Raw genomic sequence first — 24680 nt, 5'->3', positions numbered from 1 at the left:
TGTGGTGAACGGATTTGGGGGTTATAAATTAGGTGCCGCTGATTCTGAATTATCCCATGGATCCCGCTGTTGATCCTTTATGAGAATTGCCGCTGGTTTAAATTCGATTTAGAAAATTAAAGGTTTTGATTGCTTCCTGTTCTGACGTTAACTATAAACACAATTTATACAAATTTAACCAGATTAAAAATGGAATGCAAGTGTCATTTTAACACAATTTGGATTTTCTTTGCAATAATCTAAACTGCCTCACTTGATAAGAAAAGAACTACGGATCATCCTGCTTTCTCTTGGCATCAGCCTGTTGCTGACCCTTGCGAAATTTGCAGCTTACTTTCTTACCCATTCCGTAGCCATCCTGTCTGATGCTTTGGAATCTATCATTAATGTGGTAGCGGGAGGTTTTGCCTGTTACAGTATCTACCTTACCGGCAAACCAAAGGATGCGAATCACCCTTACGGACATGGGAAAGTTGAATTCTTTTCCATCGGCTTTGAAGGTGCCATGATCGGTATTGCCGGTGTACTGATCCTTTTTAAGGCAGTACAGTATTTTATTATAAAACCTGAACTGCTGCAGATAGACCAGGGTATCTGGGTGATCAGCAGCACAGCTGTTGTTAATTTATTACTGGGATTGTACCTGGCAAGGTCAGGCAAACAATTGAATTCAATCACCCTCTCGGGGAACGGACAGCATATCTTAACAGATGCTTATAGTTCCGCAGCGCTGATCATTGCACTGGTGATCATCCGTTTTACGGGCCAGACCTGGATAGACCCCGCCGTATCTGTTGTGATGGGAGTTATGATCCTTCGCAAAGGATACCAGCTGATGCGGCAATCCATTTCCGGGTTGATGGATGAAACAGATATGCAGGTAATAGATAAGGTGATTGAGATCCTGAACGAGCACAGGCACCGTACCTGGATAGATGTGCATAATATGCGGGTACAGCAGTATGGCAATAATTACCATATAGACTGCCACGTTACACTACCGTATTACCTGGAACTAAGCCAGGCGCACGAAGAGATCAAAGCATTTGAGCAGCTGGTGAACCGGGAGCTGAAAGGCCATGAAGTGGAATTCTTCATACATGTGGACCCCTGCATACCAGCCCTCTGCCAGTATTGCCAGTTATCGGAATGCCCGGTACGGAGCCATCCCTTCCGGCACAAGATCACCTGGACCCGCGAAAATGTATTGCCCAATCGCAAACATGCAGTAGATTAGCATTGCTATGCAAAGGATATTGATCGTTGAAGATGAAGTAAAAGTGGCCAATGCCGTAAAAATGGGGTTGGAAGAAAATGGCTTTGAAGTAGAAGTGGCCTATGATGGCCGCATGGGCAAAAGCCTTGCAGCCAGCCACGATTACGACCTGGTGATCCTGGACCTCAACCTGCCTCACCATAATGGTTATGAGATCTGCGAAGTGATCCGCCGCCGTAATAACAAGGTGCCGGTGATCATGCTCACAGCCCTTGGCGGCATGGACGATAAAATGCAGGCCTTTGAACTGGGGGCGGACGATTACCTCGTGAAACCATTCGACTTCCGGGAACTGCTGGCCCGGATACGCGTATTCCTGAAACGCGCCGGCGCAGAAGTGGCACCCGTGAACCGTCATAAACTGGTGGTGGCAGACCTCGAAATAGACCGGGAGCGCAAAGAAGTGTCCCGCAACGGGAAAAAGATCGCATTAACGGCAAAGGAGTTCCAGCTGCTGGAATTACTGGCCCTGCATAAAGGGAAAGTGATCTCCAAAGTAACCATTGCGGAAAAGGTATGGAACATCGATTTTGATACCGGCACCAATGTAATAGAAGTATACATGAACTTCCTGCGTAAAAAGATCGATAAAGACCATGAGCAGAAATTACTGCATACCAAAACAGGCATGGGGTATTATTTATCAGAAGAGGACTGATGTATGAAGATCAAATATAAGATTGCCCTCTATTATACATTATCTGCAGCCTTCCTGCTGATTGCCTTTGCCACCCTGGCATATTACTTCTCTGCACAATCCCGCCGCGCGGAATACCTGGACAGGCTGGAATACCGCGCACGCTCCATTGGCAGTGTGATCATTGAAAACGACCAGGTACAGATAGGCCTGCTGCGCAAACTGGATAAAACCACCTTCCAGGACCTTTACCGCGAAACCATCCTGGTCTATAACGAAAGATATGATCTCCTGTATACGAACATGAAGGATACTGCCGTACGTACCCAGAAATTCCTGCTGGACTATATCAAGGAACACGGGCAGTATATCCGTACAAATAACGAGGGCGAAACGGTGGGTGTTTATTATACTGAAGATAATGTGTCTGTACTGGTACTTGTTTCTTCTTTTGATAAATATGGCTTTCAGAACCTGCAGAACCTCCAGCAGATCATCCTTATAGAATTGATCGTGGCAGTGGTGTTGCTGGTAGGTATCGGTTACTTCTTTGCGCGTAAGATGATGCAGCCAATAGACCGGTTAGTGGAGCAGGCGGACAGTATCAATGCCAATAACCTGCAGGATACGCGGGTGGCCATTAAAGGGAAAGATGAAATAGCACAGCTGGGTGCTAACTTTAATACCATGCTGCAAAGGCTCAGCCATTCTTTTGACCTGCAGAAAAGCTTTGTAAGCAATGCCTCCCATGAACTGCGTACACCGCTGGCAGCCATCATCAGCCAGTTGCAGGTAACCCTGGCCAAAGGCAGGAGCGGGGAGGAGTACGAGGCAGTACTTAATTCCGTGCTGGAAGATGCAGAAGGCCTCTCTGAACTCACCAATGGATTGTTGCAGCTGGCGCAGTCCGAACTTAACCGCCACGAATTTATATTCACGCCTGTGCGCATTGATGAACTGCTTATCGATACGGCGGACCTCGTTCGCCTGAAAAGAAAGGAGAACAGCAAAGTGGAGATGCAGTTCATGAAAGAACCGGAGCAGGACACGCTGGTTACCTGTAACGGAAATGAAAGTCTTCTGAAAGTGCTTTTTATTAACCTTTTTGATAATGCCTGCAAGTTCTCTGAAGATCACACTGCCAGGGTAACCATTGATTTCAACAGCCGGTACATCCTGATCAGTGTAAAAGACAATGGTATAGGCATAGCTGCAGATGAACAGGATAAGATCTTTGAACCCTTCTTCCGTGGCCGTAATGCACAGGCAACACGCGGGCACGGCCTGGGCCTGTCCATCTGCAAAAAGATCGTGCAACTGCATGAAGGGCAGATCACTGTATTATCTGAAGACGCTAAAGGAACGGTATTTACCGTGCAGTTACCCCATTTATAAGATTTTAATTTCTTTTTAATCTCCCTTAAAGGCCCCTTTAATTCCACTTGTGGAGCTTTGTATCAATGAAACAGCTCCGGATCATAACAAGTGTACTGATCTTGCTCACAACGAAAGGATTTGCGCAATCGCTCACATTACAGGAAGCGGAAGGCCGTTTCCTTCAACACAACTATCAGTTACTGGCTCAACGATACCAGGTGAATGCAAACGAGGCGCTTGTACAACAGGCAAGGCTCTGGAACAATCCCTCTTTTTCTACAACCCTTGGCTTTGGCACTACAGATAAAGTACAACCATTTAATTTAGGCAGCGGCGGACAGGTGGAAGGAAGTATAGACCAACTGATACTCCTGGCAGGCAAGCGAAACAAACAGGTACAATTGGCACAATGGAATGCAGCCACATCTGCTGCTGCCTTTACAGAACTAATGCGTATGCTGCGTTTACAATTACGCAGTAACTATTACCAGCTTTATTTTTTAAAAGAAACAGAAAAGGTATTACAGGAGCAACTCTCCAATCTGCAAAAGATACTGGATGCGTACCGTTCGGCGGATGAAAAAGGAAGTGTGGCACATGCAGACGTGATCCGCCTCCAGGCTTTGCAGGTAGGCATTGCAAATGATTATACTGATCTGCGCCAGCAGGAGCTGGCAGCCTCACTTAACCTGCAACAGTTACTAGGCAGTGATCAGCCGGTGACGCCGGTGGTATCCGGAGATGTATTATCACAGTATAACCTGGGGCGTTATACACAACAATCATTAACGGATACCGCATTGGCTAACCGGCCTGATCTACTGATGGCCACCAACCAATTACAAATGGCAAAGGTGAACTACAGGCTGCAAAAAGCACTGGCAGTACCTGATCTGCACCTGGGTGCTACGTACGACCGCAATGGCAGTTATGCCCCGCATTTCATTGGTATGACCTTAGGTATAGACCTGCCGGTATGGAACCGCAACCAGGGTAATATCAGGTCTGCAGACTACGAAGTAAAAACGCAGGACGTTTTATTACAGCAACAACAATTTACCATATCTACTGAAGTAAGCTCAGCCCTGCAAAAGATCCGGTTCCTTGAAAAAGGAACTGGCTGGCCGGACATCAAAAGCTTTAACACAGAGTATGATAAACTCATAGCGGAAGTAGCACAGAACTTCCGCAAAGGAAACATCTCGCTGCTGCAGTTCATTGATTATTTCAACAGCTACAGCGACCATGTAAAGCATACGAATAAGTTCCTGACAGACCGTGTACTGGCTTATGAAGAACTGAACTATGCAACAGGTACTGAACTTTTTAATATTACGCAATAACCGAAAGGACATGAAACTATACGCACTTCTTATCATCGCTCTCACAGCAGGTTATACCAGCTGCAAGCAAAGCCATGCAGAAGATACGGAGGCCGCCACATTTGTATTAAGTGATACTATGCTTGCCAGCATCCGTATCGATACCGCTGCTTTCAAACCTGTGGAAAGTGAATTACGCCTCTCTGGTAAAGTAACGCCTGATATGGGAAAGGTATTAAAGTTATACCCCCTGGTGAGTGGCTATATCAAAGATATTAAAGTACAACTGGGAGATTATGTAAAAAAAGGACAGGTGCTGGCCGTGATCCAGAGCGGGGAAATCGCGGACTATGATAAACAGCTTACGCAGGCCCGGTCAGACAGGGCTGTGGCGGAGAAAGGGCTTAAAGTAGCGCAGGACCTCTATACCAGCCAGCTGGCCACACAAAAGGATGTGGTGAATGCCCAGGGAGAAGTGAATAAAGCGGATGCGGAGATCTCCCGGCTGAATGAACTGCTGCAGATCTACCGCAAAGGAAACGGATCTACCTCTATTGTTACCGCACCTATCAGTGGCTATATCATAGAGAAGAATATTAATAACGGCATGGAGATGCGTTCGGATAACAACCTGAATATGTTCACCATTTCCGAACTGGATGATGTGTGGGTGATGGCTAATGTATTTGAAACAGATATTTCCCGTGTGAAAGAAGGTATTCCGGCGGAAATAACCACGATCAGTTATCCTGATAAGGTTTTCCACGGGCAGATAGATAAAGTATACAATGTGCTGGACCCTGAAACGAAAACCATGCAGGTGCGTATCCGGCTGGATAATGAAGGCATGTTGCTGAAGCCGGAGATGTTTGCTACCGTACTGCTGCGTTACAGGGAGGGCGGTGAAATGCTGACCATTCCTTCTTCCGCAGTGATCTTTGATAAAGGGAAGAATTTTGTAATGGTGTTCCGGGATAAGTTCAATATAGATACCCGGGAAGTAAAAGTGAATAAATCCCTGAATGATGTGAGCTATATCACCAGGGGATTAAATACAGGCGAAAAGGTGATCTCAAAGAATCAGTTGCTGATCTATGACGCATTGAACGATTAATGGCATGAACAAATTCATTCGAAATATTGTAGGGTTTTCGCTCAAGAATAAGTTTTTCATCTTCTTTATGCTGGCGGTGCTGACCGTTGGTGGCGTGGTCTCTTTTCTGAATACACCTATTGAAGCTTTTCCGGATGTGACCAATACGCAGATCGTTATTGTAACAGAATGGAATGGCAGGAGCGCGGAAGAAGTAGAACGTTTTGTAACCACTCCCATAGAGATCTCGATGAATGGTGTGCAGAAGAAAACGAGTGTGCGCTCCATCACCATGTTCGGCCTCTCTGTGATCAAGATCATCTTTGATGATGATGTGGAGGATTTCTTTGCACGGCAGCAGGTGAACAATATGTTGCGGAATGTATCCCTGCCGGAAAGTGTGGAGCCGGAAGTACAGCCTCCTTACGGACCCACAGGAGAAGTGTTCCGGTACTGGCTGAAAAGCGAACACAGGGATTCCCGCAGCCTGCTCACATACCAGAACTGGGTGATAGACCGCCAGCTGAGAGCGGTACCGGGTGTGGCAGATGTAGTAGCCTTTGGCGGGCAGGAAAAGATCTATGAGATCACGGCAGATCCCATCAAGCTGGCAAAGTATAATATCACCCCGCTGGAACTGTATGAAGCGGCCTCGAAGAGTAATGTGAATGTGGGCGGCGACGTGATTGAAAAGAACGGGCAGGCCTATGTGGTAAGAGGGATCGGTTTGCTGGATAATATCAAAGACATTGAAAATATCATTATACAGAATATAGACGGTACACCCATCCTGGTGAAGAATGTGGCAAATGTGCGGGAAACTTCCGCACCAAGGGTAGGGCAGGCCGGACTGAATGACCAGGATGATATCGTGGAAGGGATTGTGGTGATGCGCAAAGGGGAGAACCCGCATGAAGTGCTGAACCGCATCAAGGCCAAAGTGAATGAACTCAATGAGAAAGTATTGCCATCTGATATTAAAATGGTTACGTTCTACGACAGGGATACACTGATGAGCTATTGTACCAGAACGGTGATGCACAACCTGCTGGAGGGGATCATTTTTGTAACGGTGATCGTATTCCTCTTTATGGCAGACTGGCGTACAACGGTGATCGTGGGGATCATCATACCACTGTCCCTTTTATTTGCATTTATATGTTTAAAACTGAAGGGCATGAGCGCCAACCTGCTGTCTATGGGCGCAATTGACTTCGGTATCATAATAGACGGAGCTGTCGTGATGGTGGAAGGGATCTTTGTGATGCTTGACCATAAGGCCAGGCAATTTGGAATGGAACGCTTTAACCGGCTCGCCAAGATGGGATGGATTAAGAAGACGGGTGGCGAGCTGGGTAAAGCGGTGTTTTTCTCCAAACTGATCATCATCATTTCCCTGCTGCCTATTTTTTCTTTCCAGAAAGTGGAAGGTAAAATGTTCTCACCATTGGCGTGGACACTCGGATTTGCCCTGCTGGGCGCCTTATTGTTCACCCTCACGCTGGTGCCGGTATTATCATCCATCCTGCTGAGGAAGAATGTGAAAGAGAAACACAACCCGATAGTACGTTTCTTTCACCGGATAGTGATGAAAGGTTTTAACTGGACCTATGGTCATAAACGGTTAAGCCTGGTTATAGCGGTGATGTTCATGGGCCTGAGCTTTGCCTCTGCAAAGTTCCTGGGTTCTGAATTCCTTCCGCAACTGAACGAAGGGGCTTTATGGGTGGAAGCAAAACTACCAATGAGCATGTCCCTCAACGAAACCACGAAGTTCGTGCATCAGTTCAGGAAAGAACTGAGCAGCTTCCCGGAAGTGAACGGGGTATTGTCTCAAACAGGCCGTTCCAACGACGGTACAGATCCTTCCGGGTTCTACTACGTGCAATGCCAGGTGAACCTGAAGCCGAAAGAAGAATGGAAGCGTAAGATCACGATGGACCAGCTGGTGGAAGAAATGGACAAACGTCTCAAGCAATACCAGGGTGTTGGATATAACTATTCACAACCTATTATAGATAATGTGGCGGAAGCCGTAGCCGGCATCAATGCCAGCAATGCGGTAAAGATCTATGGCGAGAACCTGGAAGAGCTGGACCGTCTGGCCAACCAGGTGATCGCACAGATCGAAAATGTGAATGGTATCAAGGATGTAGGCATCCTGCGGAATATAGGGCAGCCTGAAATGAGCGTACGCCTGGACGAACAGAAGATGGCATTGTATGGCGTGAAAACAGCGGATGCACAGGCTGTAATAGAAATGGCCATTGGTGGTAAAACAGCCACGCAATTATACGAAGGAGAGAAGAAGTTTGACGTACGGATCCGGTATGATCAGAATTACCGGAAGGATGAGGACGACCTGCGCAACCTAGTGGTTCCGGCCATGAACGGGAACAAGATCCCGCTGAAGGAAATAGCGACGATTGAAACGGTAACAGGCCCTGCTTTCATTTACAGGGATGATACCAAACGATTCATTGGGGTGAAGTTCTCTGTTCGTGACCGGGACCTGGGTAGCACTATTGCAGAAGCGCAGGCGAAGGTGGAAAAAGCGGTGAAGCTGCCCAAAGGGTATTCCATCGGCTGGACGGGAGAGTTTGAAAACCAGGTGCGCGCCACCAACCGGTTAACGCAGGTGGTGCCGGTAAGCCTGATTGCCATTTTCATTGTACTCTTCATTATGATGGGCAGTGTAAAAGATGCCGGGCTGATCTTAATGAATGTGCCGTTTGCATTGATAGGAGGGATCCTTGCACTGCATGCAACAGGTATGAACTTCGGGATCTCGGCAGGCGTGGGCTTCATTGCATTATTTGGGATCTGTATACAGAATGGTGTGATCCTGATCTCTGTGTTTCATAAGAACCTGCAGATGAAAATGCCTTTGAATGAAGCCATCCGCAGTGGCGTGGAAGAAAGGATAAGGCCGGTTGTAATGACGGCATTGATGGCAGCTATCGGTTTGATCCCTGCTGCTGTATCTACCGGCATCGGTTCGGAAACGCAGAAGCCGCTGGCGATTGTAGTGATAGGTGGATTGATCACAGCAACAGTGTTGACACTGCTGATCTTCCCGCTGATCTTCTACAGTGCCTATAAGAGTAAAAAAGCATTATTGTAAATATTTTTTTCTTAACAATTAAATCAAATAAAAATGAAAAAGATCATGTTTCTGATGGCCGCCGCAATGATCACCCTTGGTGGCATCTCTGCTGCAAATGCACAGGTAAAACCAGCTGCTAAACCTGTAGTTGCAAAAACAGAACAGGCTAAGCCAGAAGTAAAGAAAGAAAAGAAAGCTGCGCATCACGCTAAAAAGCATCATGCTAAGAAAGCTGCTGGCGCCGCTACACAAAAGTAGTCACAGGTTTTAGTTCGCATAAATAGCGCTCCGCCCTGCTTGGATAAGATATATCGCAGGGCGGTTTTTTTATTTGTACTATAGGGTGGTTATTGTTTGTGTGAATGGCTCTTATTATTATCCCGGCTGTTGATATCTTATTATTCTTCCCCGGCTTCTTCACCATCCCCGTGGCCGAGGATATTACGCAGTGGTTTCACTGCCTGGTAAATGCCGCGGTTATAACGGTTGCCAAGGATCACCAGTGTTGTAGAGTCTTTTACAAAGCGGTAGAATACGGTGTTGTTGCCATGCCACCAGCCATTGTGATAAATGATATTATTGGAACTGTCAGGATAAGTGAACAGGCGCCATCCGAGGCCATAATTACGGATCCCGGGCTTTTCGTTGCTATAAGGCGTAAATGCAGCCTTCAATGTTTCCGGTTTGAACAGTTTACCGGAATAAATGGCCTGGTCCCACTTGAGCATATCGCGTACGCAACTGTAGATGCCTTTATCGCCTACAACACCATCAAAGCTGTTATCCGGCTCCGGGCGCCAGCTGAACAAGTGGCTCACGGTCTGATGGGAGCGGGGAGCCTGTGCCGGGTCTGCTACAAAAGTATTGGTCATTTCCAGCGGTGTGAAGAAAGTTTGCTGCAGATAGTCTGCATATTTCTGCTGGCTTACTTTTTCAATGATGGAAGCGAGGAGTAGATAATTTGTATTGCAGTAATTAAAATGCCTGTCCGGCGGATATTGGGTAGGAGGTTTGTGTTCGGTCATCAGGCGGATCACTTCATCGTTGGTAAGGAAGTGAGATTTGTCTTTCACCAGGCTGTCGCAGAAATAGAGGTAATTCGGCAGGCCGCTGCGGTGGTTCAGGAGCATCCTGATAGTGATGCCCAGGTATGGAAAGTCCGGGAAGTATTTCTGTAAAGGATCGTCCAGCGTTAACTTCTCTTTTTCCAGTAAGGACAGGATGGCCATGCCGGTGAAGGTTTTGGAAACGGAGGCCAGCTGAAAGGAAGAACTATCTGTAACCGGAGCTTTTGTAGCATGGTTTTCCAATCCCTGGTAGTGTTCATATAATACCACTCCTTTCCTTGCCACTAATATAGCGCCGCTAAAAGATCCCGGAGAAAGCTTTAAGCGCATGAGCTCTGCTACTTCCTGCCTGATCTGCCTGGTTTTACTGCTGTTTAGTATTTTCTGTTCCTGTTCTTCTGTAAGGCCAACTGTGTAGATAGAAGTTGGCTTTACTGTTCTTTTCTTTTCGTTATTTCTGTTGGCGGAGCTGCTATTACATCCGGTATATATGATGGAACTTGTGGATATGGCCAAAACGACGATTGCCTTCAAACGATTCATTTAATGCTGCAGATCTATTAGTTTAAAATCAATTACTTAGCAATTTTCATGCCCGATAGAGGGCATTTAGGTGGAAATTATTCAAAAAAGGGGAACAATCAGGCATAAATTTTAAGCAATCACGAATTTGCCAGCCGTTGTATTTGATTATTGCTCAAACTCCGCTAGGTTTGTGACAATTTTAGCGACAAACACCCCTGTGATTGTCATTCTTGTGTCATCGTAGAATTATAGCCAGCACCATGAGCCAAAGAAAATTAACAAGTTATCCGAAAGAGAAGATCAACATCCTTTTATTGGAAAACATTAGTGATGCCGCGGTAGCGGAGTTCAAAGAGGCCGGTTACATTAACACCCGGAAGTTATCGGGAGCCCTTAGTGAACAGGAACTCATCAAAGAAGTAAAAGAAGCCCATTTACTGGGGATCCGTTCAAAAACACAGATCACTGCCAATGTTCTGGCTGCAGCCAAGAAGCTGCAGGGCATCGGCTGTTTTTGTATCGGCACCAACCAGGTAGACCTTAAAACTGCCACTGAGCATGGCGTAGCTGTGTTCAATGCGCCTTATTCGAATACACGTTCGGTAGCAGAGCTGGTGATCGGTTTATCTGTAATGCTGATCCGCCGTATTCCTGATAAGAATGTGGCTGCCCATAAAGGCATCTGGATGAAAGAAGCAACCGGCAGCTTTGAGTTGCGTGGTAAAACCATGGCCATTGTTGGTTATGGCAGTATTGGTACCCAGGTTAGTGTATTAGCAGAAGCCATGGGGATGAAAGTGCTGTATTATGATGTGGAGACCAAATTGCCTATCGGTAATGCAGAGCAGGTGCGTTCTCTGAAAGAACTATTCTCCAAGGCAGATATCATTACGCTTCACGTGCCTTCCAACAAAAGCACGGAGAACATGATCAATAAAGAAACCCTTCAGTATGCTAAGAAAGGGGCTATTTTCCTAAACTATGCGCGTGGGGAAGTAGTAGAACTGAACGATCTGAAGGAAGCGCTGGAAAGCGGTCATTTATCCGGTGCGGCAGTAGACGTATTCCCGGTTGAGCCTGAAAAGAACGGCGCTGCATTTTCCACTCCTTTGCAGCTGTTGCCAAACGTGATCCTGACCCCGCATATTGGCGGTAGTACGGAAGAGGCGCAGCACAATATTGGGCTGGATGTAAGCAGCAAGATGCTGAACTTCCTGGAGAAAGGTGCCAGTTTTGGTTCTCATACCATCCCTTCACTGAGTGTGCCGGCGGTGGATAACAGTCACCGGATCCTGCATATCCACAAAAACGTACCGGGCGTACTGTCCGATATCAACAGGGAATTGTCCAGCAGGAATATCAATATCCTGGGGCAGTATCTCAAAACAAACGATTCTATCGGGTACGTAGTGCTGGATGTGGATTCAAAACTTTCCCAGGAGGCATTTGCCTTGCTGAAGGAGGTGAACCATACGATCAAAACGAGGATGCTTTATTAAGCTTTCTTTTCAGATAATATATTTGAAATCCCGGTAACTTGCTTACCGGGATTTTTTTTTGATCTTCGCGTTATGACAAAGCTTTTAAAACTGGAAGAAGTGGCCATGTTTATGCTGGCCCTGTTGTTATACGAACAGCAATACCCCCTGTCCTGGTGGTGGTTCTGGGCTTGTTTATTATTGCCGGACATCAGTATGCTGGGCTACCTGGCCAATGCCAGAACGGGTGCCTATGTGTATAATTTCTTTCACCATAAAGGGGTGGCCATTATCGTATATATCATTGGAACGTACTTTTTAATAGAGCCGCTTGTGTTTGTGGGACTGGTTTTGTTTGCACATTCTTCTATGGACCGCGTGTTCGGATACGGGTTGAAATTTGTGACGGGGTTCCAGGATACACATTTGGGCAGGATAGGGAAGAAGTGATTTGGAAGATCAGGAGGGAATATGTATATTTGGTGGGAATAGAATTCTTCATTCATAAAAAAGCCCGGGTACGGCTAATACCCAGGCAAAAGTTCTAAAGGAACAAATCCCACAGAACTTTGATTTTTTCAGCTAAACTCACCAGTTTGGTAAGGCCGTTCAGGAAACCTAAAAACCTGAACGGTTTTTTGTTTTTGGACTTCATTCACAATGGACGGGTGTTTTAATTTCCCGTATGTCTTTCTAAACCTTTACGTTTGTTTGGGCTATTGTGAATATAGGACAGGCAGCTGCTTCCCGTCCACGGCTTAGCCGGCCGCAATAGCATTCAGCAGGGAAGTCCTTTCCCTGTATCTTATTCCCTTAAATGTTGAGTTGATTTTCTTGCAGAAGTTTAGTGGTTAACAAATCAACTTGCACTAAAAATAGTATTTTCTTTTCAAACAGAAAAAAAGAACCCGCTCATTTGAGCGGGTTCTTTTGTGAAAGAATGATATACGTTATTTTATCTGATGACTGTTACATCTCCTTTGATCACAAAGGCTGGTCCGTTCCTTACTTTCTTGTAGCTGAGCCACCATACGAAGGTGCTTATGTCTACATTACGTCCCTTGTAAGTACCATCCCATCCGAGGTGCATATCCTTACTGATAAACACCAGCTCACCCCAACGGTTGAAGATCCGCAGTTCGTAGTCATACATTGGTCCTCTGATAACCGGGCGGAACACATCGTTATTTCCATCACCGTTCGGAGAGAAGACGTTCGGGAAGTCCGGACGACTGTCGCACTCTTTCATATTGATGGTGATCTCATCTGTAGTGCTTCCGCAATCATTGTAAGCTGTTACGCTGTAAGTGCCAGGCTGCGTGATCTCAATAGAGCTGGTGGTTGCACCGTTGCTCCATCTGTACGAGGTAGCATTCTTCGCGTTAGATTTCAATATGAAGCGGATGCCTCTGCAGATAGTGGTATCATTACCCAGGTTCACAGTTGGCGGACCGGCTATGACAACATTGATGCTGTCTGACATGTAGCGGTCGCAATACCTATCCAGTACACCGATAATGTATTTACCACCTTGCGTGATAGATTTCACCGGATCTGTATCCCCGTCGTTCCAGCGGTAGGAAGCTGCATCCGGGTTGCGGGCATCGATAAGGATACTTCCGCCTGGACACATGATCCTGTCCGGACCGAGATCGAACTTCATGGCAGGGCGTTCACTCACTTTCACGAATTCTTTCACCACACAATTATCTCTGTACACAGATACGGAGTAGCTACCGGCTTTGCTCACCATGATAGAGTTACCCATTTCTCCGGTACCCCACTGAACACGGCCTGCATTTGTAGTTACAGTCAGCATCACTGTCTGGCCAGGGCAGATGGTTGTATCTCTGCTGAGTGAGATATCTGGTGGCGGATTCACGGTTACGTTGATCGTATCTATCGTGATACAGCCATTCTTCATCACTCTTACCCAGAAGCGTTCCTGCGTACTTACATTGATCGAAGGTGATGTTGCTCCGGTGCTCCAGAGGTAAGATGCGCCTGATACGGTGGCATCCAGTTTCACATTCTGACCGCGGCAGATGGTAGTATCCGGCAGATTAACCAGCGGCATTGGTATTACACCTACCTTGATCGAATCTGTGGTTACACACATACCGTTGCTTACGGTTACTTTATATGTGCCGGGGTTCACTACCCTGATACGTTGTGTTGTTTCACCGGTAGACCACCTGATCTGGTATCCGAAGTTAGCAGGGCCTGCATCGAGTACCATACCGTTGCTGCCGCAGATGCTTGTATCGTTACCCAGGTTCACAACCGGCATTTGCAGGTAGCTGATGTTATAGGTCATGGTATCGGAAGCACAGCCTGTAACACCGTCCCGAACTATGAAGGAAGCTGTGGTAGCGCCATTCAGGTTGAAGCGGTTGTTTGTAGAGATCAGTGGTACCTGTACCGCATTGGCTGGTGTTACACCTACCAGTACATATACCGGTTTATTCACGTTACCCTTTGTTTTGAGGGTGATGAACGGATTGCTGGAGCAATTCACCACTACATCGGCTTCGAGTTCAGGTTTCGGACAAGGCCTTACAATGATCCGTTGGATAACATCCTGCGCTGCATTACCGCATGCGTCAGATACGCTCCATCTTCTGATAATGGTGTAGCCGTTGCACAGGTCCTTCACGTATGGATCGATGGTGTATTTCACTTTTTTCGGGAATGTACCGTCGCAATTATCGGTAGCATTCAACTCGATCATATTAGCCGGAACCGGTGCGCCGCACATGATGGTAATATCTGCAGGTGGTGCTGCTATTACCGGTCTTGTAGTGTCTACTACTGTTATCACCTGTGTGATCACTGAAGTGTTACCGCATTCATCTTTGGCCGTCCAGGTGTTGATCAGGCGATAGTTCTTACAAGCGCCCGGAATATCCTGCCTTGTTTGTTTATGTGTGATGATCACACCACCAGGGCGACTGCAGTTATCGGATGCAGTAACGATCTGTGGATTTGGTATAGACTCGCAACTTACGGTGGTATCCCTTGGCGTTGGCGCATTGAATACCGGCCTGGTTGTATCTATTACCGTGATCACCTGTCTTACGATGGCCTTGTTACCGCATTCATCCGTAGCCGTCCACATACGGTCCAGCCTGTAGTTGTACACGCAGGTAGCAGACAATTGTGTTTTAACGAAGCTGTACACCACTGTTACGTTATTGCTCATTGAGCAGTTATCCGTAGCCGTTAATACCGGTGCAGCTGGTACTTCGTGGCAATTCACCGTCATGCTGGCTGGTGGAACCATGTTGAACACTGGTGCTGTTTTATCCTGTACGGTTACAACCTGTCTTGCCACTCTGCTGTTACCACATTCGTCGGTTGCCGTCCAGGTGCGGATCAGACGATAGTTATTCGCGCACGCACCAGGGATGGTTTCTCTCACTTCATTCTTCACAATGGTGATCATGTTCATGGCAGAACAGTTATCAGTAGCCATCAGGTCTGGCTGAGCAGGGATTGCATTACACTCTACCGTGATGTCTGCAGGTGGTGTAGTAGAGAATACCGGTTTAGTAGTATCCTGTACGGTGATCACCTGTTGAACAGTTCTGCTGTTACCACACTCGTCGGTTGCCGTCCAGGTGCGGATCAGGCGGTAGTTGTTCACACATGCGCCAGGTATGTTCTCTCTGCGTTCAGCCCTTGTTACCGTTACAGCGCTTGCAGGGCTGCAATTATCCATGGCTGTCAGCATCGGCTGAACCGGTATTGCGTTACATTCTACCGTTGCGTCGGCAGGAGTGGAGATCGTGAAGGCCGGAGCGGTACGATCTGTTACTGTAAGGATCTGCTCAACTGTTCTGCTGTTGCCACACTCGTCAGTTGCCGTCCAGGTGCGGATCAGGCGGTAGTTGTTCACACAGGCGCCAGGGATATTTTCTCTGCGCTCATTCTTCACAACAGTTACCAGGTTGGATGGCGTACAGTTGTCTGTTACGCTCAGATCCGGTTGAGCTGGTATTGCACTACATTCTACTGTTGCATCCGCCGGGATGGATACCGTAAATGTTGGCCTTGTAGTATCCTGTACCGTGATCACCTGCGTAGCGGTGGCCCTGTTGCCACATTCGTCAGTTGCTATCCAGGTGCGGATCAGGCGGTAGTTGTTTACGCAAGCACCAGGGATGTCTTCACGGCGTTGGTCTTTCGCTACCGTGATCCTGTTAGTCGGTGTACAATTATCCGTAGCAGTCAGGTTAGGCTGAGCCGGGATATTATTACAATCCACCGTTATGTCTGCAGGAACTGCAATGGTAAAGCTTGGAGGTGTAGTATCTATTACTGTGAGGATCTGCTGCACAGCAGTACTGTTTCCACACTCGTCAGTTGCGGTCCAGGTGCGGATCAGGCGGTAGTTGCTTGCGCACATAGCACCCGGGATCTGTTCCATGCGTTCTGACCTTACCACGTTTATAGTACCGGTGCTGCAATTGTCTGTAGCTGTAAGTACAGGTTGAGCAGGGATGTTATTACATTCTACCGTTGCATCAGCAGGTGCTGGCATACTGAATACCGGTTTGGTGGTATCCTGTACCGTGATCACCTGTGTAGCGGTAGCTCTGTTTCCACACTCGTCAGTAGCCGTCCAGGTACGGATCAACTGGTAGTTGTTCGCACAGTTACCATTGATACGTTGTTCTGCTTTAGTGATGGTTACATTATTAGTGGCAGAGCAGTTGTCCATAGCGGTGAGATCCGGTTGTGTTGGGATAGCATCGCAATCTATGGTGATGTTAGCCGGTACAGGCATGGTGAATACAGGTCTGGTTGTATCAACCACTGTTACTACCTGCATAACAGTTGTATAGTTGCCACACTCGTCAGTAGCTGTCCAGGTGCGGAGCAGCCTGTAATTATTGACGCATGCGCCAGGGATGGTAATATGTTGTTCATTGAATGTGATACCTACCGTGATGCTGCACTTATCGTTTGCGGTTAATACCGGTGGTACTGGTATCGCATCACAATTCACAGTTGTATCAGCCGGGATCGGACTGGTGAATGTTGGTTTGGTACGATCCATCACCGTAATGGTCTGGGTGATAGTTGTGTCGTTACCACATTCATCTGTTGCGGTCCAGGTACGGATCAACGTGTAACTGTTAGCGCAGGTACCGTTGATACGTTGTTCGGCTTTAGTAACTGTTACGGTAGCAGAGCAATTATCTGTTGCTGTGAGGTCCGGTTGAGCCGGAACCATGTCACATTCTACAGTAGCGTTAGCCGGTGTAGCGATAGTGAATACCGGCGCAGTGGTATCCTGTACGGTAATGGTCTGCGATACAATGTTGCTGTTACCACATTCATCTGTTGCCGTCCAGGTGCGTACCAGCTGGTAATTGTTCACACAGGCGCCCGGGATGTTCACACGTGTTTCAGTGTAGTTCACAGTAACGCCATTGGCAGTGCTGCAATTATCAGTAGCGGTCATCACCGGTGCTGTTGGTATAGCATTACATTCTACTGTTATGTCTGCGGGAACAGGGCTGGTGAATGTTGGGCGGGTTGTATCCACCACCGTAATGGTTTGAGTAACCGTTACCGTATTTCTGCATTCATCCATAGCCGTCCATGTGCGGATCAGGAGGTAATTATTCACGCAGGCACCAGGGAGCGGCTGTTTCACCTCGTTCTTCAGTACGATGATATTTGTTGCTGCGCTGCAGTTATCCGTAACACTCAGGTCTGCCTGGGTTGGGATAGCGTGGCAGCTCACCGTGGTATCAGCCGGTACAGGCAGGGTGAACACAGGCCTGCTTGTATCTACCACATTGATCACTTGTCTGTATATCGTATCGTTACCACAAGCATCCGTAGCCGTCCATGTGCGGATCAGTTGGTAGCTGTTAGCGCAGGTACCGTTGATGCGTGTTTCAGCTTTCGTTACAGTTACAGTGCTGGAGCAATTGTCTGTAGCGGTAAGGTCTGGCTGTACAGGAACAGCAGAGCAGCTTACAGTTGTGTCTGCTGGTGCTATGATATCAAATACAGGGTTAGTAGTATCTCTTACAGTTACCACCTGTGTATAAGTGGTGTCGTTACCACAGGCATCCGTAGCAGTCCATGTGCGGATCAACTGATAGTTGCTGGCACAGTTGCCATTGATGCGCGTTTCACCTGTTGTTATGGTTACAGTACCGGAGCAGTTGTCTGTGCCTGCCAGGGTTACCTGTGCCGGAACAGCATCACAGTTCACGGTGGTGTCTGCCGGAACGTTCGGGATCAGTGGTTTAGTAGTGTCCTGAACTGTTACCACCTGTCTGTATGTAGAGTCGTTGCCGCAAGCATCCGTAGCAGTCCATGTGCGGATCAGCTGGTAGTTGTTTGCACAGCTGCCATTGATGCGCGTTTCTGCCATGGTCACGGTTACAGTGCCGGAGCAATTATCTGTAGCGGCGATGGTTGCCTGAGCAGGTACTGCATCGCAATTCACGATGGTATCAGCCGGAACTGCCGGGAATATTGGTTTAGTGGTATCCTGAACGGTTACCAGCTGTGTATAAGTGGTGTCGTTGCCACAGGCATCCGTAGCTGTCCATGTGCGGATCAATTGGTAGCTATTTGCGCAGCTGCCATTCACACGGGTTTCAGCTTTGGTTACGGTTACGGTAGCAGAACAATTATCTACACCTGTCAGATCCGGTTGGGCAGGAACTGCATCACAATTTACAGTAGTATCTGCGGGGATCACCAGGATCGTTGGATGTGTAGTGTCTTGTACGGTCACTATTTGCCTGTAGACTGAGTCATTTCCGCATGCGTCAGTAGCCGTCCATGTACGTGTGAGGATGTAGCTGTTGTCGCAGGTTCCGTTCTGACGGGTTTCAGATTTGGTTACGGTTACAGGGCCGTTACAATTATCTGTGGCTGTCAGGTCTATCATAGCCGGAACTACATCGCAATTCACGGTGGTATCTGCCGGAACTACCAGGATAACAGGAGCGGAGGTGTCCTGAACATGTACCACTTGCGTGATAGTAGTATCATTACCACACTCATCTACAGCCGTCCATGTACGGGTGAGGGTGTAGCTGTTAGCGCAGGCACCGTTAGTGCGTACTTCATTTCTGGTTACAGTGATGTTGCCTGTAGCAGAGCAGTTGTCTGTAGCAGTGATCACCGGTTGAGCCGGAACGCTTTGGCAATCCACGGTGGTGTCTGCAGGAGCGGCTGCATCAAATCTTGGTGCAACGGTATCTCTTACGTTGATCACCTGTGTTATGGTGGTATCATTACCACATTCATCTACAGCTGTCCATGTGCGGGTGAGGGTGTAGCTGTTAGCGCAGGCGCCGTTAGTGCGTACTTCGTTCTTTGTTACAGTGATATTGCCTGTTGCAGAGCAATTGTCTGTAGCGGTGATGTCAGGTTGTACCGGAACGGTATTGCAATCTACGGTAGTGTCCGCAGGTGCGATCACATCGAATCTCGGAGCCGTTGTATCCTGTACATGTATGGTTTGTGTGATAGTAGTATCATTACCACATTCATCAACAGCGGTCCATGTACGGGTAAGGATATAACTGTTAGCGCAAGATCCATTGGTGCGAACCTCGTTCCTGGTTATGGTGATGTTACCTGCTGCAGAGCAGTTATCGGTAGCATTGATCACCGGTTGAGCCGGAACGCTGTTACAATCCACTGTGGTGTCTGCTGGCGCTACTACATCGAATCTCGGTGCAGCTGTATCTCTTACGTTGATCACCTGGGTGATGGTGGTATCATTACCACATTCGTCTGTAGCAGTCCAGGTGCGGGTGAGGATATAAGTATTAGGACAAGTACCGTTAGTACGCACTTCGTTCCTCACCACAGTGATATTTGGCGTTGCAGAGCAGTTGTCTGTAGCAGTAATCACTGGTTGGGCAGGTACACTGTTACAATCCACGGTAGTATCCGCCGGGGCGACTATATCGAACCTTGGTGCAACGGTGTCTTGAACGGTGATCACTTGTGTGATAGTGGTATCATTACCACACTCATCACTCACTACCCATGTACGGGTGAGGGTATAAGTATTGGCGCAGGCGCCGTTGGTGCGAACTTCGTTCTTAACTACGCTGATATTCGGAACCGCAGAGCAGTTATCAGTAGCCGTGATATCTTCCTGAACAGGAACCGCATCACAATCTACCGTTCTGGTTGCTGGAATAACCACGGTTACCACCGGAGCAGTAGTGTCCTGAACATGAAGTACTTGTGTGATGGTGGTATCATTACCACACTCATCGCTCACTACCCATGTGCGGGTGAGGGTATAAGTATTAGCGCAGGCGCCATTGGTGCGAACTTCGTTCTTAACTACGCTGATATTCGGAACTGCAGAGCAGTTGTCTGTAGCCGTGATATCTTCCTGAACAGGGACTGCATCACAATCTACCGTTCTGGTTGCCGGAATAACCGTAGTTACCACCGGAGCAGTTGTATCCCTCACGTTGATCACCTGGGTGATAGTAGTGTCATTACCACATTCATCTACAGCTGTCCATGTACGGGTGAGGGTGTAGCTGTTAGCGCAGGTGCCATTAGTGCGTACTTCGTTCCTGGTTATCGTGATATTACCTGTTGCAGAACAGTTGTCTGTAGCGGTGATATCAGGTTGTACCGGAACGGTATTGCAATCTACGGTAGTGTCCGCAGGTGCGATCACATCGAATCTCGGAGCCGTTGTATCCTGAACATGAATGATCTGGGTGATGGTGGTATCATTACCACATTCATCAACAGCAGTCCATGTACGGGTGAGGGTGTAGCTGTTAGCGCAGGCGCCGTTAGTGCGTACTTCATTCCTAGTAACAGTGATGTTGCCTGTAGCAGAGCAGTTGTCTGTAGCAGTGATCACTGGTTGAGCAGGCACACTGTTACAATCCACAGTGGTATCCGCAGGGGCGATTGCATTAAACCTTGGCGCAACGGTATCCTGGACATGGATCACCTGTGTGATAGTAGTATCATTACCACATTCGTCAACAGCAGTCCATGTACGGGTGAGGATGTAGCTGTTAGCGCAAGATCCATTGGTGCGTACTTCATTCCTGGTTATGGTGATGTTACCTGCTGCAGAGCAGTTATCGGTAGCAGTGATCACCGGTTGAGCAGGCACACTGTTACAATCCACGGTGGTATCCGCAGGAGCTACTATATCAAATCTCGGTGCAGCCGTATCTCTTACGTTGATCACCTGTGTGATGGTGGTATCATTACCACATTCATCAACAGCAGTCCATGTACGGGTGAGGATATAGCTGTTAGCGCAAGATCCATTGGTGCGAACCTCGTTCCTTGTAATGGTGATGTTACCTGCTGCAGAGCAGTTATCGGTAGCATTGATCACCGGTTGAGCCGGAACGCTGTTGCAATCCACGGTGGTATCTGCTGGCGCTACTACATCGAATCTCGGTGCAGCTGTATCTCTTACGTTGATCACCTGTGTGATGGTGGTATCATTACCACATTCATCTGTAGCAGTCCAGGTGCGGGTAAGGATATAGCTATTAGCGCAAGATCCATTGGTACGCACTTCATTTCTAGTTACTGTGATATTACCGGTAGCGGAGCAATTGTCTGTAGCAGTAATCACTGGTTGAGCCGGTACACTGTTACAATCCACGGTAGTGTCCGCCGGGGCTACTATGTCGAACCTTGGCGCAACGGTGTCTTGAACGGTGATCACTTGTGTGATAGTGGTATCATTACCACACTCATCACTCACTACCCATGTACGGGTGAGGGTATAAGTGTTAGCGCAGGCGCCGTTGGTGCGAACTTCGTTCTTAACTACGCTGATATTCGGAACCGCAGAGCAGTTATCAGTAGCTGTAATATCTTCCTGAACAGGAACCGCATCACAATCTACCGTTCTAGCAGCCGGGATAACCACGGTTACCACCGGAGCAGTAGTATCCTGAACATGAAGTACTTGTGTGATAGTGGTATCATTACCACACTCGTCACTCACTACCCATGTGCGGGTGAGGGTATAAGTATTAGCGCAGGCGCCGTTGGTGCGAACTTCGTTCTTAACTACGCTGATATTCGGAACTGCAGAGCAGTTGTCTGTAGCCGTGATATCTTCCTGAACAGGAACTGCATCACAATCTACCGTTCTGGCAGCCGGGATAATGGTTGTTACCACCGGAGCCGTTGTATCCTGAACATGTACCACTTGCGTAATGGTAGTATCATTACCACATTCGTCAACAGCTGTCCATGTACGGGTGAGGGTGTAGCTGTTGGCACATGTACCATTAGTGCGTACTTCGTTCCTGGTTATCGTGATATTACCTGTTGCAGAACAGTTGTCTGTAGCGGTGATCACTGCCTGAGCAGGTACGCTGTTACAATCTACTGTAGTATCAGCTGGTACAATCACAGTGAATACCGGAGCAGTAGTATCCTGAACATGAATGATCTGAGTGATGGTGGTGTCATTACCACATTCGTCTACAGCTGTCCATGTACGGGTGAGGGTGTAGCTGTTAGCGCAGGTACCGTTGGTACGAACCTCATTCCTGGTTATGGTAATATTACCGGTAGCAGAGCAGTTATCGGTAGCATTGAACACCGGCTGAGCAGGAACTGCATCACAATTCACAGTGGTGTCAGCAGGTGCTACTACATCGAATCTCGGTGCAGCCGTATCCCTTACGTTGATCACCTGCGTGATAGTGGTATCATTACCACATTCATCAACAGCCGTCCATGTACGGGTGAGGGTGTAGCTGTTAGCGCAAGATCCATTGGTGCGAACCTCGTTCCTGGTTATGGTGATATTACCTGTTGCAGAGCAGTTATCGGTAGCATTGATCACCGGTTGAGCCGGAACGCTGTTACAATCCACGGTGGTGTCTGCTGGCGCTACTACATCGAATCTCGGTGCAGCCGTATCTCTTACGTTGATCACCTGGGTGATGGTGGTATCATTACCACATTCATCTGTAGCAGTCCAGGTACGGGTGAGGATATAAGTATTAGGACAAGTACCGTTAGTGCGTACTTCGTTCCTCACCACAGTGATATTTGGCGTTACAGAACAGTTGTCTGTAGCAGTGATCACTGGTTGGGCAGGTACACTGTTACAATCTACCGTAGTATCAGCCGGGGCGGCCACAGCAAATACCGGAGCAGTTGTATCCTGAACATGTATCACCTGGGTAATAGTAGTATCATTACCACATTCATCGCTCACAACCCATGTACGGGTGAGGGTATAAGTATTACTACAAGTACCGTTGGTACGAACTTCGTTCTTAACAACTGAGATGTTCGGAACTGCAGAGCAGTTATCAGTAGCTGTGATATCTTCCTGAACAGGAACTGCATCACAATCTACGGTTCTGGTTGCTGGTATAACCACGGTTACCACCGGAGCAGTAGTATCCTGAACATGAAGTACTTGTGTGATAGTAGTATCATTACCACACTCATCGCTCACTACCCATGTGCGGGTGAGGGTATAAGTATTAGCGCAAGCGCCGTTGGTGCGAACTTCGTTCTTAACTACTGAGATATTCGGAACCGCAGAGCAGTTATCAGTAGCCGTGATATCTTCCTGAACAGGAACCGCATCACAATCTACCGTTCTGGCAGCCGGGATAACCGTAGTTACCACCGGAGCAGTTGTATCCCTCACGTTGATCACTTGTGTGATAGTAGTATCATTGCCACATTCATCTACAGCTGTCCATGTACGGGTAAGGGTGTAGCTGTTGGCACATGTACCATTAGTGCGCACTTCGTTCCTGGTTATGGTGATATTACCTGTTGCAGAACAGTTGTCTGTAGCGGTGATCACTGCCTGAGCCGGTACGCTGTTACAATCTACTGTAGTATCAGCAGGTACAATCACAGTGAATACCGGCGCTGTTGTATCCCTCACGTTGATCACCTGGGTGATAGTGGTATCATTACCACATTCATCAACAGCAGTCCATGTACGGGTGAGGATGTAGCTGTTAGCGCAGGTACCGTTGGTACGTACTTCATTCCTGGTTATGGTGATATTACCTGTTGCGGAACAGTTATCGGTAGCATTGATCACCGGTTGAGCAGGCACACTGTTACAATCCACAGTGGTATCCGCAGTGGCGATTGCATTAAACCTTGGCGCAACAGTATCCTGGACATGAATGATCTGTCTGATAGTAGTATCATTACCACATTCATCAACAGCAGTCCATGTACGGGTGAGGGTGTAGCTGTTAGCGCAAGATCCATTGGTGCGTACTTCGTTCCTGGTTATGGTGATGTTACCTGTTGCAGAGCAGTTATCGGTAGCATTGATCACCGGTTGAGCCGGAACGCTGTTACAATCCACGGTGGTATCCGCAGGAGCTACTACATCGAATCTCGGTGCAGCTGTATCTCTTACGTTGATCACCTGTGTGATGGTGGTATCATTACCACATTCATCTGTAGCAGTCCAGGTACGGGTGAGGATATAAGTATTAGGACAAGTACCGTTAGTACGTACTTCGTTCCTCACCACAGTGATATTTGGTGTTACAGAACAGTTGTCTGTAGCAGTGATCACTGGTTGAGCCGGCACACTGTTACAATCTACCGTAGTATCCGCCGGGGCTACTATGTCGAACCTTGGTGCAACGGTGTCTTGAACGGTGATCACTTGCGTGATTGTGGTATCATTACCACACTCGTCACTCACCACCCATGTACGGGTGAGGGTATAAGTATTAGCGCAGGCGCCGTTGGTGCGAACTTCGTTCTTAACTACGCTGATATTCGGAACCGCAGAGCAGTT

Annotated in this window: 11 protein-coding genes; 9 read left to right on the top strand and 2 right to left on the bottom strand. The window is 47.7% G+C overall.

Features of this window, described 5'->3' with window-relative positions; all coding sequences use genetic code 11:
- Positions 1-253: 253 nt before the first annotated feature.
- The 7 genes from BUR42_RS07520 to BUR42_RS07490 all read left to right on the top strand — a co-directional run bounded on the left by BUR42_RS07520 (position 254) and on the right by BUR42_RS07490 (position 9069).
- On the top strand, positions 254-1237 hold the full coding sequence (locus BUR42_RS07520) for a cation diffusion facilitator family transporter (protein WP_074238639.1): 984 nt from the start codon (positions 254-256) through the stop codon (positions 1235-1237).
- Positions 1238-1244: 7 nt separating this feature from the next.
- Complete coding sequence (locus tag BUR42_RS07515; RefSeq protein ID WP_200798231.1) at positions 1245-1934, top strand: response regulator; 690 nt, start codon at positions 1245-1247, stop codon at positions 1932-1934.
- 3 nt (positions 1935-1937) lie between these two features.
- On the top strand, positions 1938-3308 hold the full coding sequence (locus BUR42_RS07510) for a sensor histidine kinase (RefSeq protein ID WP_074238637.1): 1371 nt from the start codon (positions 1938-1940) through the stop codon (positions 3306-3308).
- Between the two features lie 65 nt (positions 3309-3373).
- Positions 3374-4633: a TolC family protein gene (locus tag BUR42_RS07505; RefSeq protein WP_074238636.1), complete on the top strand. Its 1260-nt coding sequence runs from the start codon at positions 3374-3376 to the stop codon at positions 4631-4633.
- A gap of 10 nt (positions 4634-4643) precedes the next feature.
- A complete protein-coding gene (locus tag BUR42_RS07500) occupies positions 4644-5726 on the top strand; it encodes an efflux RND transporter periplasmic adaptor subunit (protein ID WP_074238635.1) in 1083 nt (360 codons plus the stop codon).
- A gap of 4 nt (positions 5727-5730) precedes the next feature.
- Positions 5731-8829: an efflux RND transporter permease subunit gene (locus tag BUR42_RS07495; protein WP_074238634.1), complete on the top strand. Its 3099-nt coding sequence runs from the start codon at positions 5731-5733 to the stop codon at positions 8827-8829.
- Between the two features lie 33 nt (positions 8830-8862).
- Complete coding sequence (locus BUR42_RS07490) at positions 8863-9069, top strand: hypothetical protein (protein ID WP_074238633.1); 207 nt, start codon at positions 8863-8865, stop codon at positions 9067-9069.
- A gap of 140 nt (positions 9070-9209) precedes the next feature.
- Here the strand turns inward: BUR42_RS07490 and BUR42_RS07485 are convergent, their stop codons facing one another.
- Positions 9210-10412 carry a serine hydrolase domain-containing protein gene (locus BUR42_RS07485; protein WP_234979623.1) on the bottom strand — a complete coding sequence of 401 codons (1203 nt, stop codon included), beginning with the start codon at positions 10410-10412 and terminating at the stop codon, positions 9210-9212.
- Between the two features lie 251 nt (positions 10413-10663).
- On the opposite strand from BUR42_RS07485, the gene serA reads away from it, so the two are divergent.
- The gene (gene serA / locus BUR42_RS07480) at positions 10664-11902 is read left to right on the top strand and encodes a phosphoglycerate dehydrogenase (protein WP_074238631.1); all 1239 of its coding nucleotides are present in this window, start codon (positions 10664-10666) and stop codon (positions 11900-11902) included.
- Between the two features lie 72 nt (positions 11903-11974).
- Entirely contained in the window at positions 11975-12331 is a 357-nt protein-coding gene (locus tag BUR42_RS07475) for a DUF4260 domain-containing protein (RefSeq protein ID WP_074238630.1), read from the top strand.
- A 505-nt stretch (positions 12332-12836) separates the two neighbouring features.
- Here BUR42_RS07475 and BUR42_RS07470 read toward each other — a convergent pair.
- A complete protein-coding gene (locus BUR42_RS07470) occupies positions 12837-24545 on the bottom strand; it encodes a T9SS type B sorting domain-containing protein (protein ID WP_143197373.1) in 11709 nt (3902 codons plus the stop codon).
- Between the last annotated feature and the right edge of the window lie 135 nt (positions 24546-24680).

Origin of the sequence: Chitinophaga niabensis (genome assembly GCF_900129465.1) — a bacterium.
In the GTDB taxonomy this organism is placed as follows: domain Bacteria; phylum Bacteroidota; class Bacteroidia; order Chitinophagales; family Chitinophagaceae; genus Chitinophaga; species Chitinophaga niabensis.
This window is presented reverse-complemented; position numbering and strand designations above follow the sequence as displayed.

Bases quoted from the DNA above. Each gene is read 5' to 3' on its own strand.
- BUR42_RS07515 (WP_200798231.1), top strand. From the start codon at position 1,245: ATGCAAAGGATATTGATCGTTGAAGATGAAGTAAAAGTGGCCAATGCC.
- BUR42_RS07510 (WP_074238637.1), top strand. From the start codon at position 1,938: ATGAAGATCAAATATAAGATTGCCCTCTATTATACATTATCTGCAGCC.
- BUR42_RS07505 (WP_074238636.1), top strand. From the start codon at position 3,374: ATGAAACAGCTCCGGATCATAACAAGTGTACTGATCTTGCTCACAACG.
- BUR42_RS07500 (WP_074238635.1), top strand. From the start codon at position 4,644: ATGAAACTATACGCACTTCTTATCATCGCTCTCACAGCAGGTTATACC.
- BUR42_RS07495 (WP_074238634.1), top strand. From the start codon at position 5,731: ATGAACAAATTCATTCGAAATATTGTAGGGTTTTCGCTCAAGAATAAG.
- BUR42_RS07490 (WP_074238633.1), top strand. From the start codon at position 8,863: ATGAAAAAGATCATGTTTCTGATGGCCGCCGCAATGATCACCCTTGGT.
- serA (WP_074238631.1), top strand. From the start codon at position 10,664: ATGAGCCAAAGAAAATTAACAAGTTATCCGAAAGAGAAGATCAACATC.
- BUR42_RS07475 (WP_074238630.1), top strand. From the start codon at position 11,975: ATGACAAAGCTTTTAAAACTGGAAGAAGTGGCCATGTTTATGCTGGCC.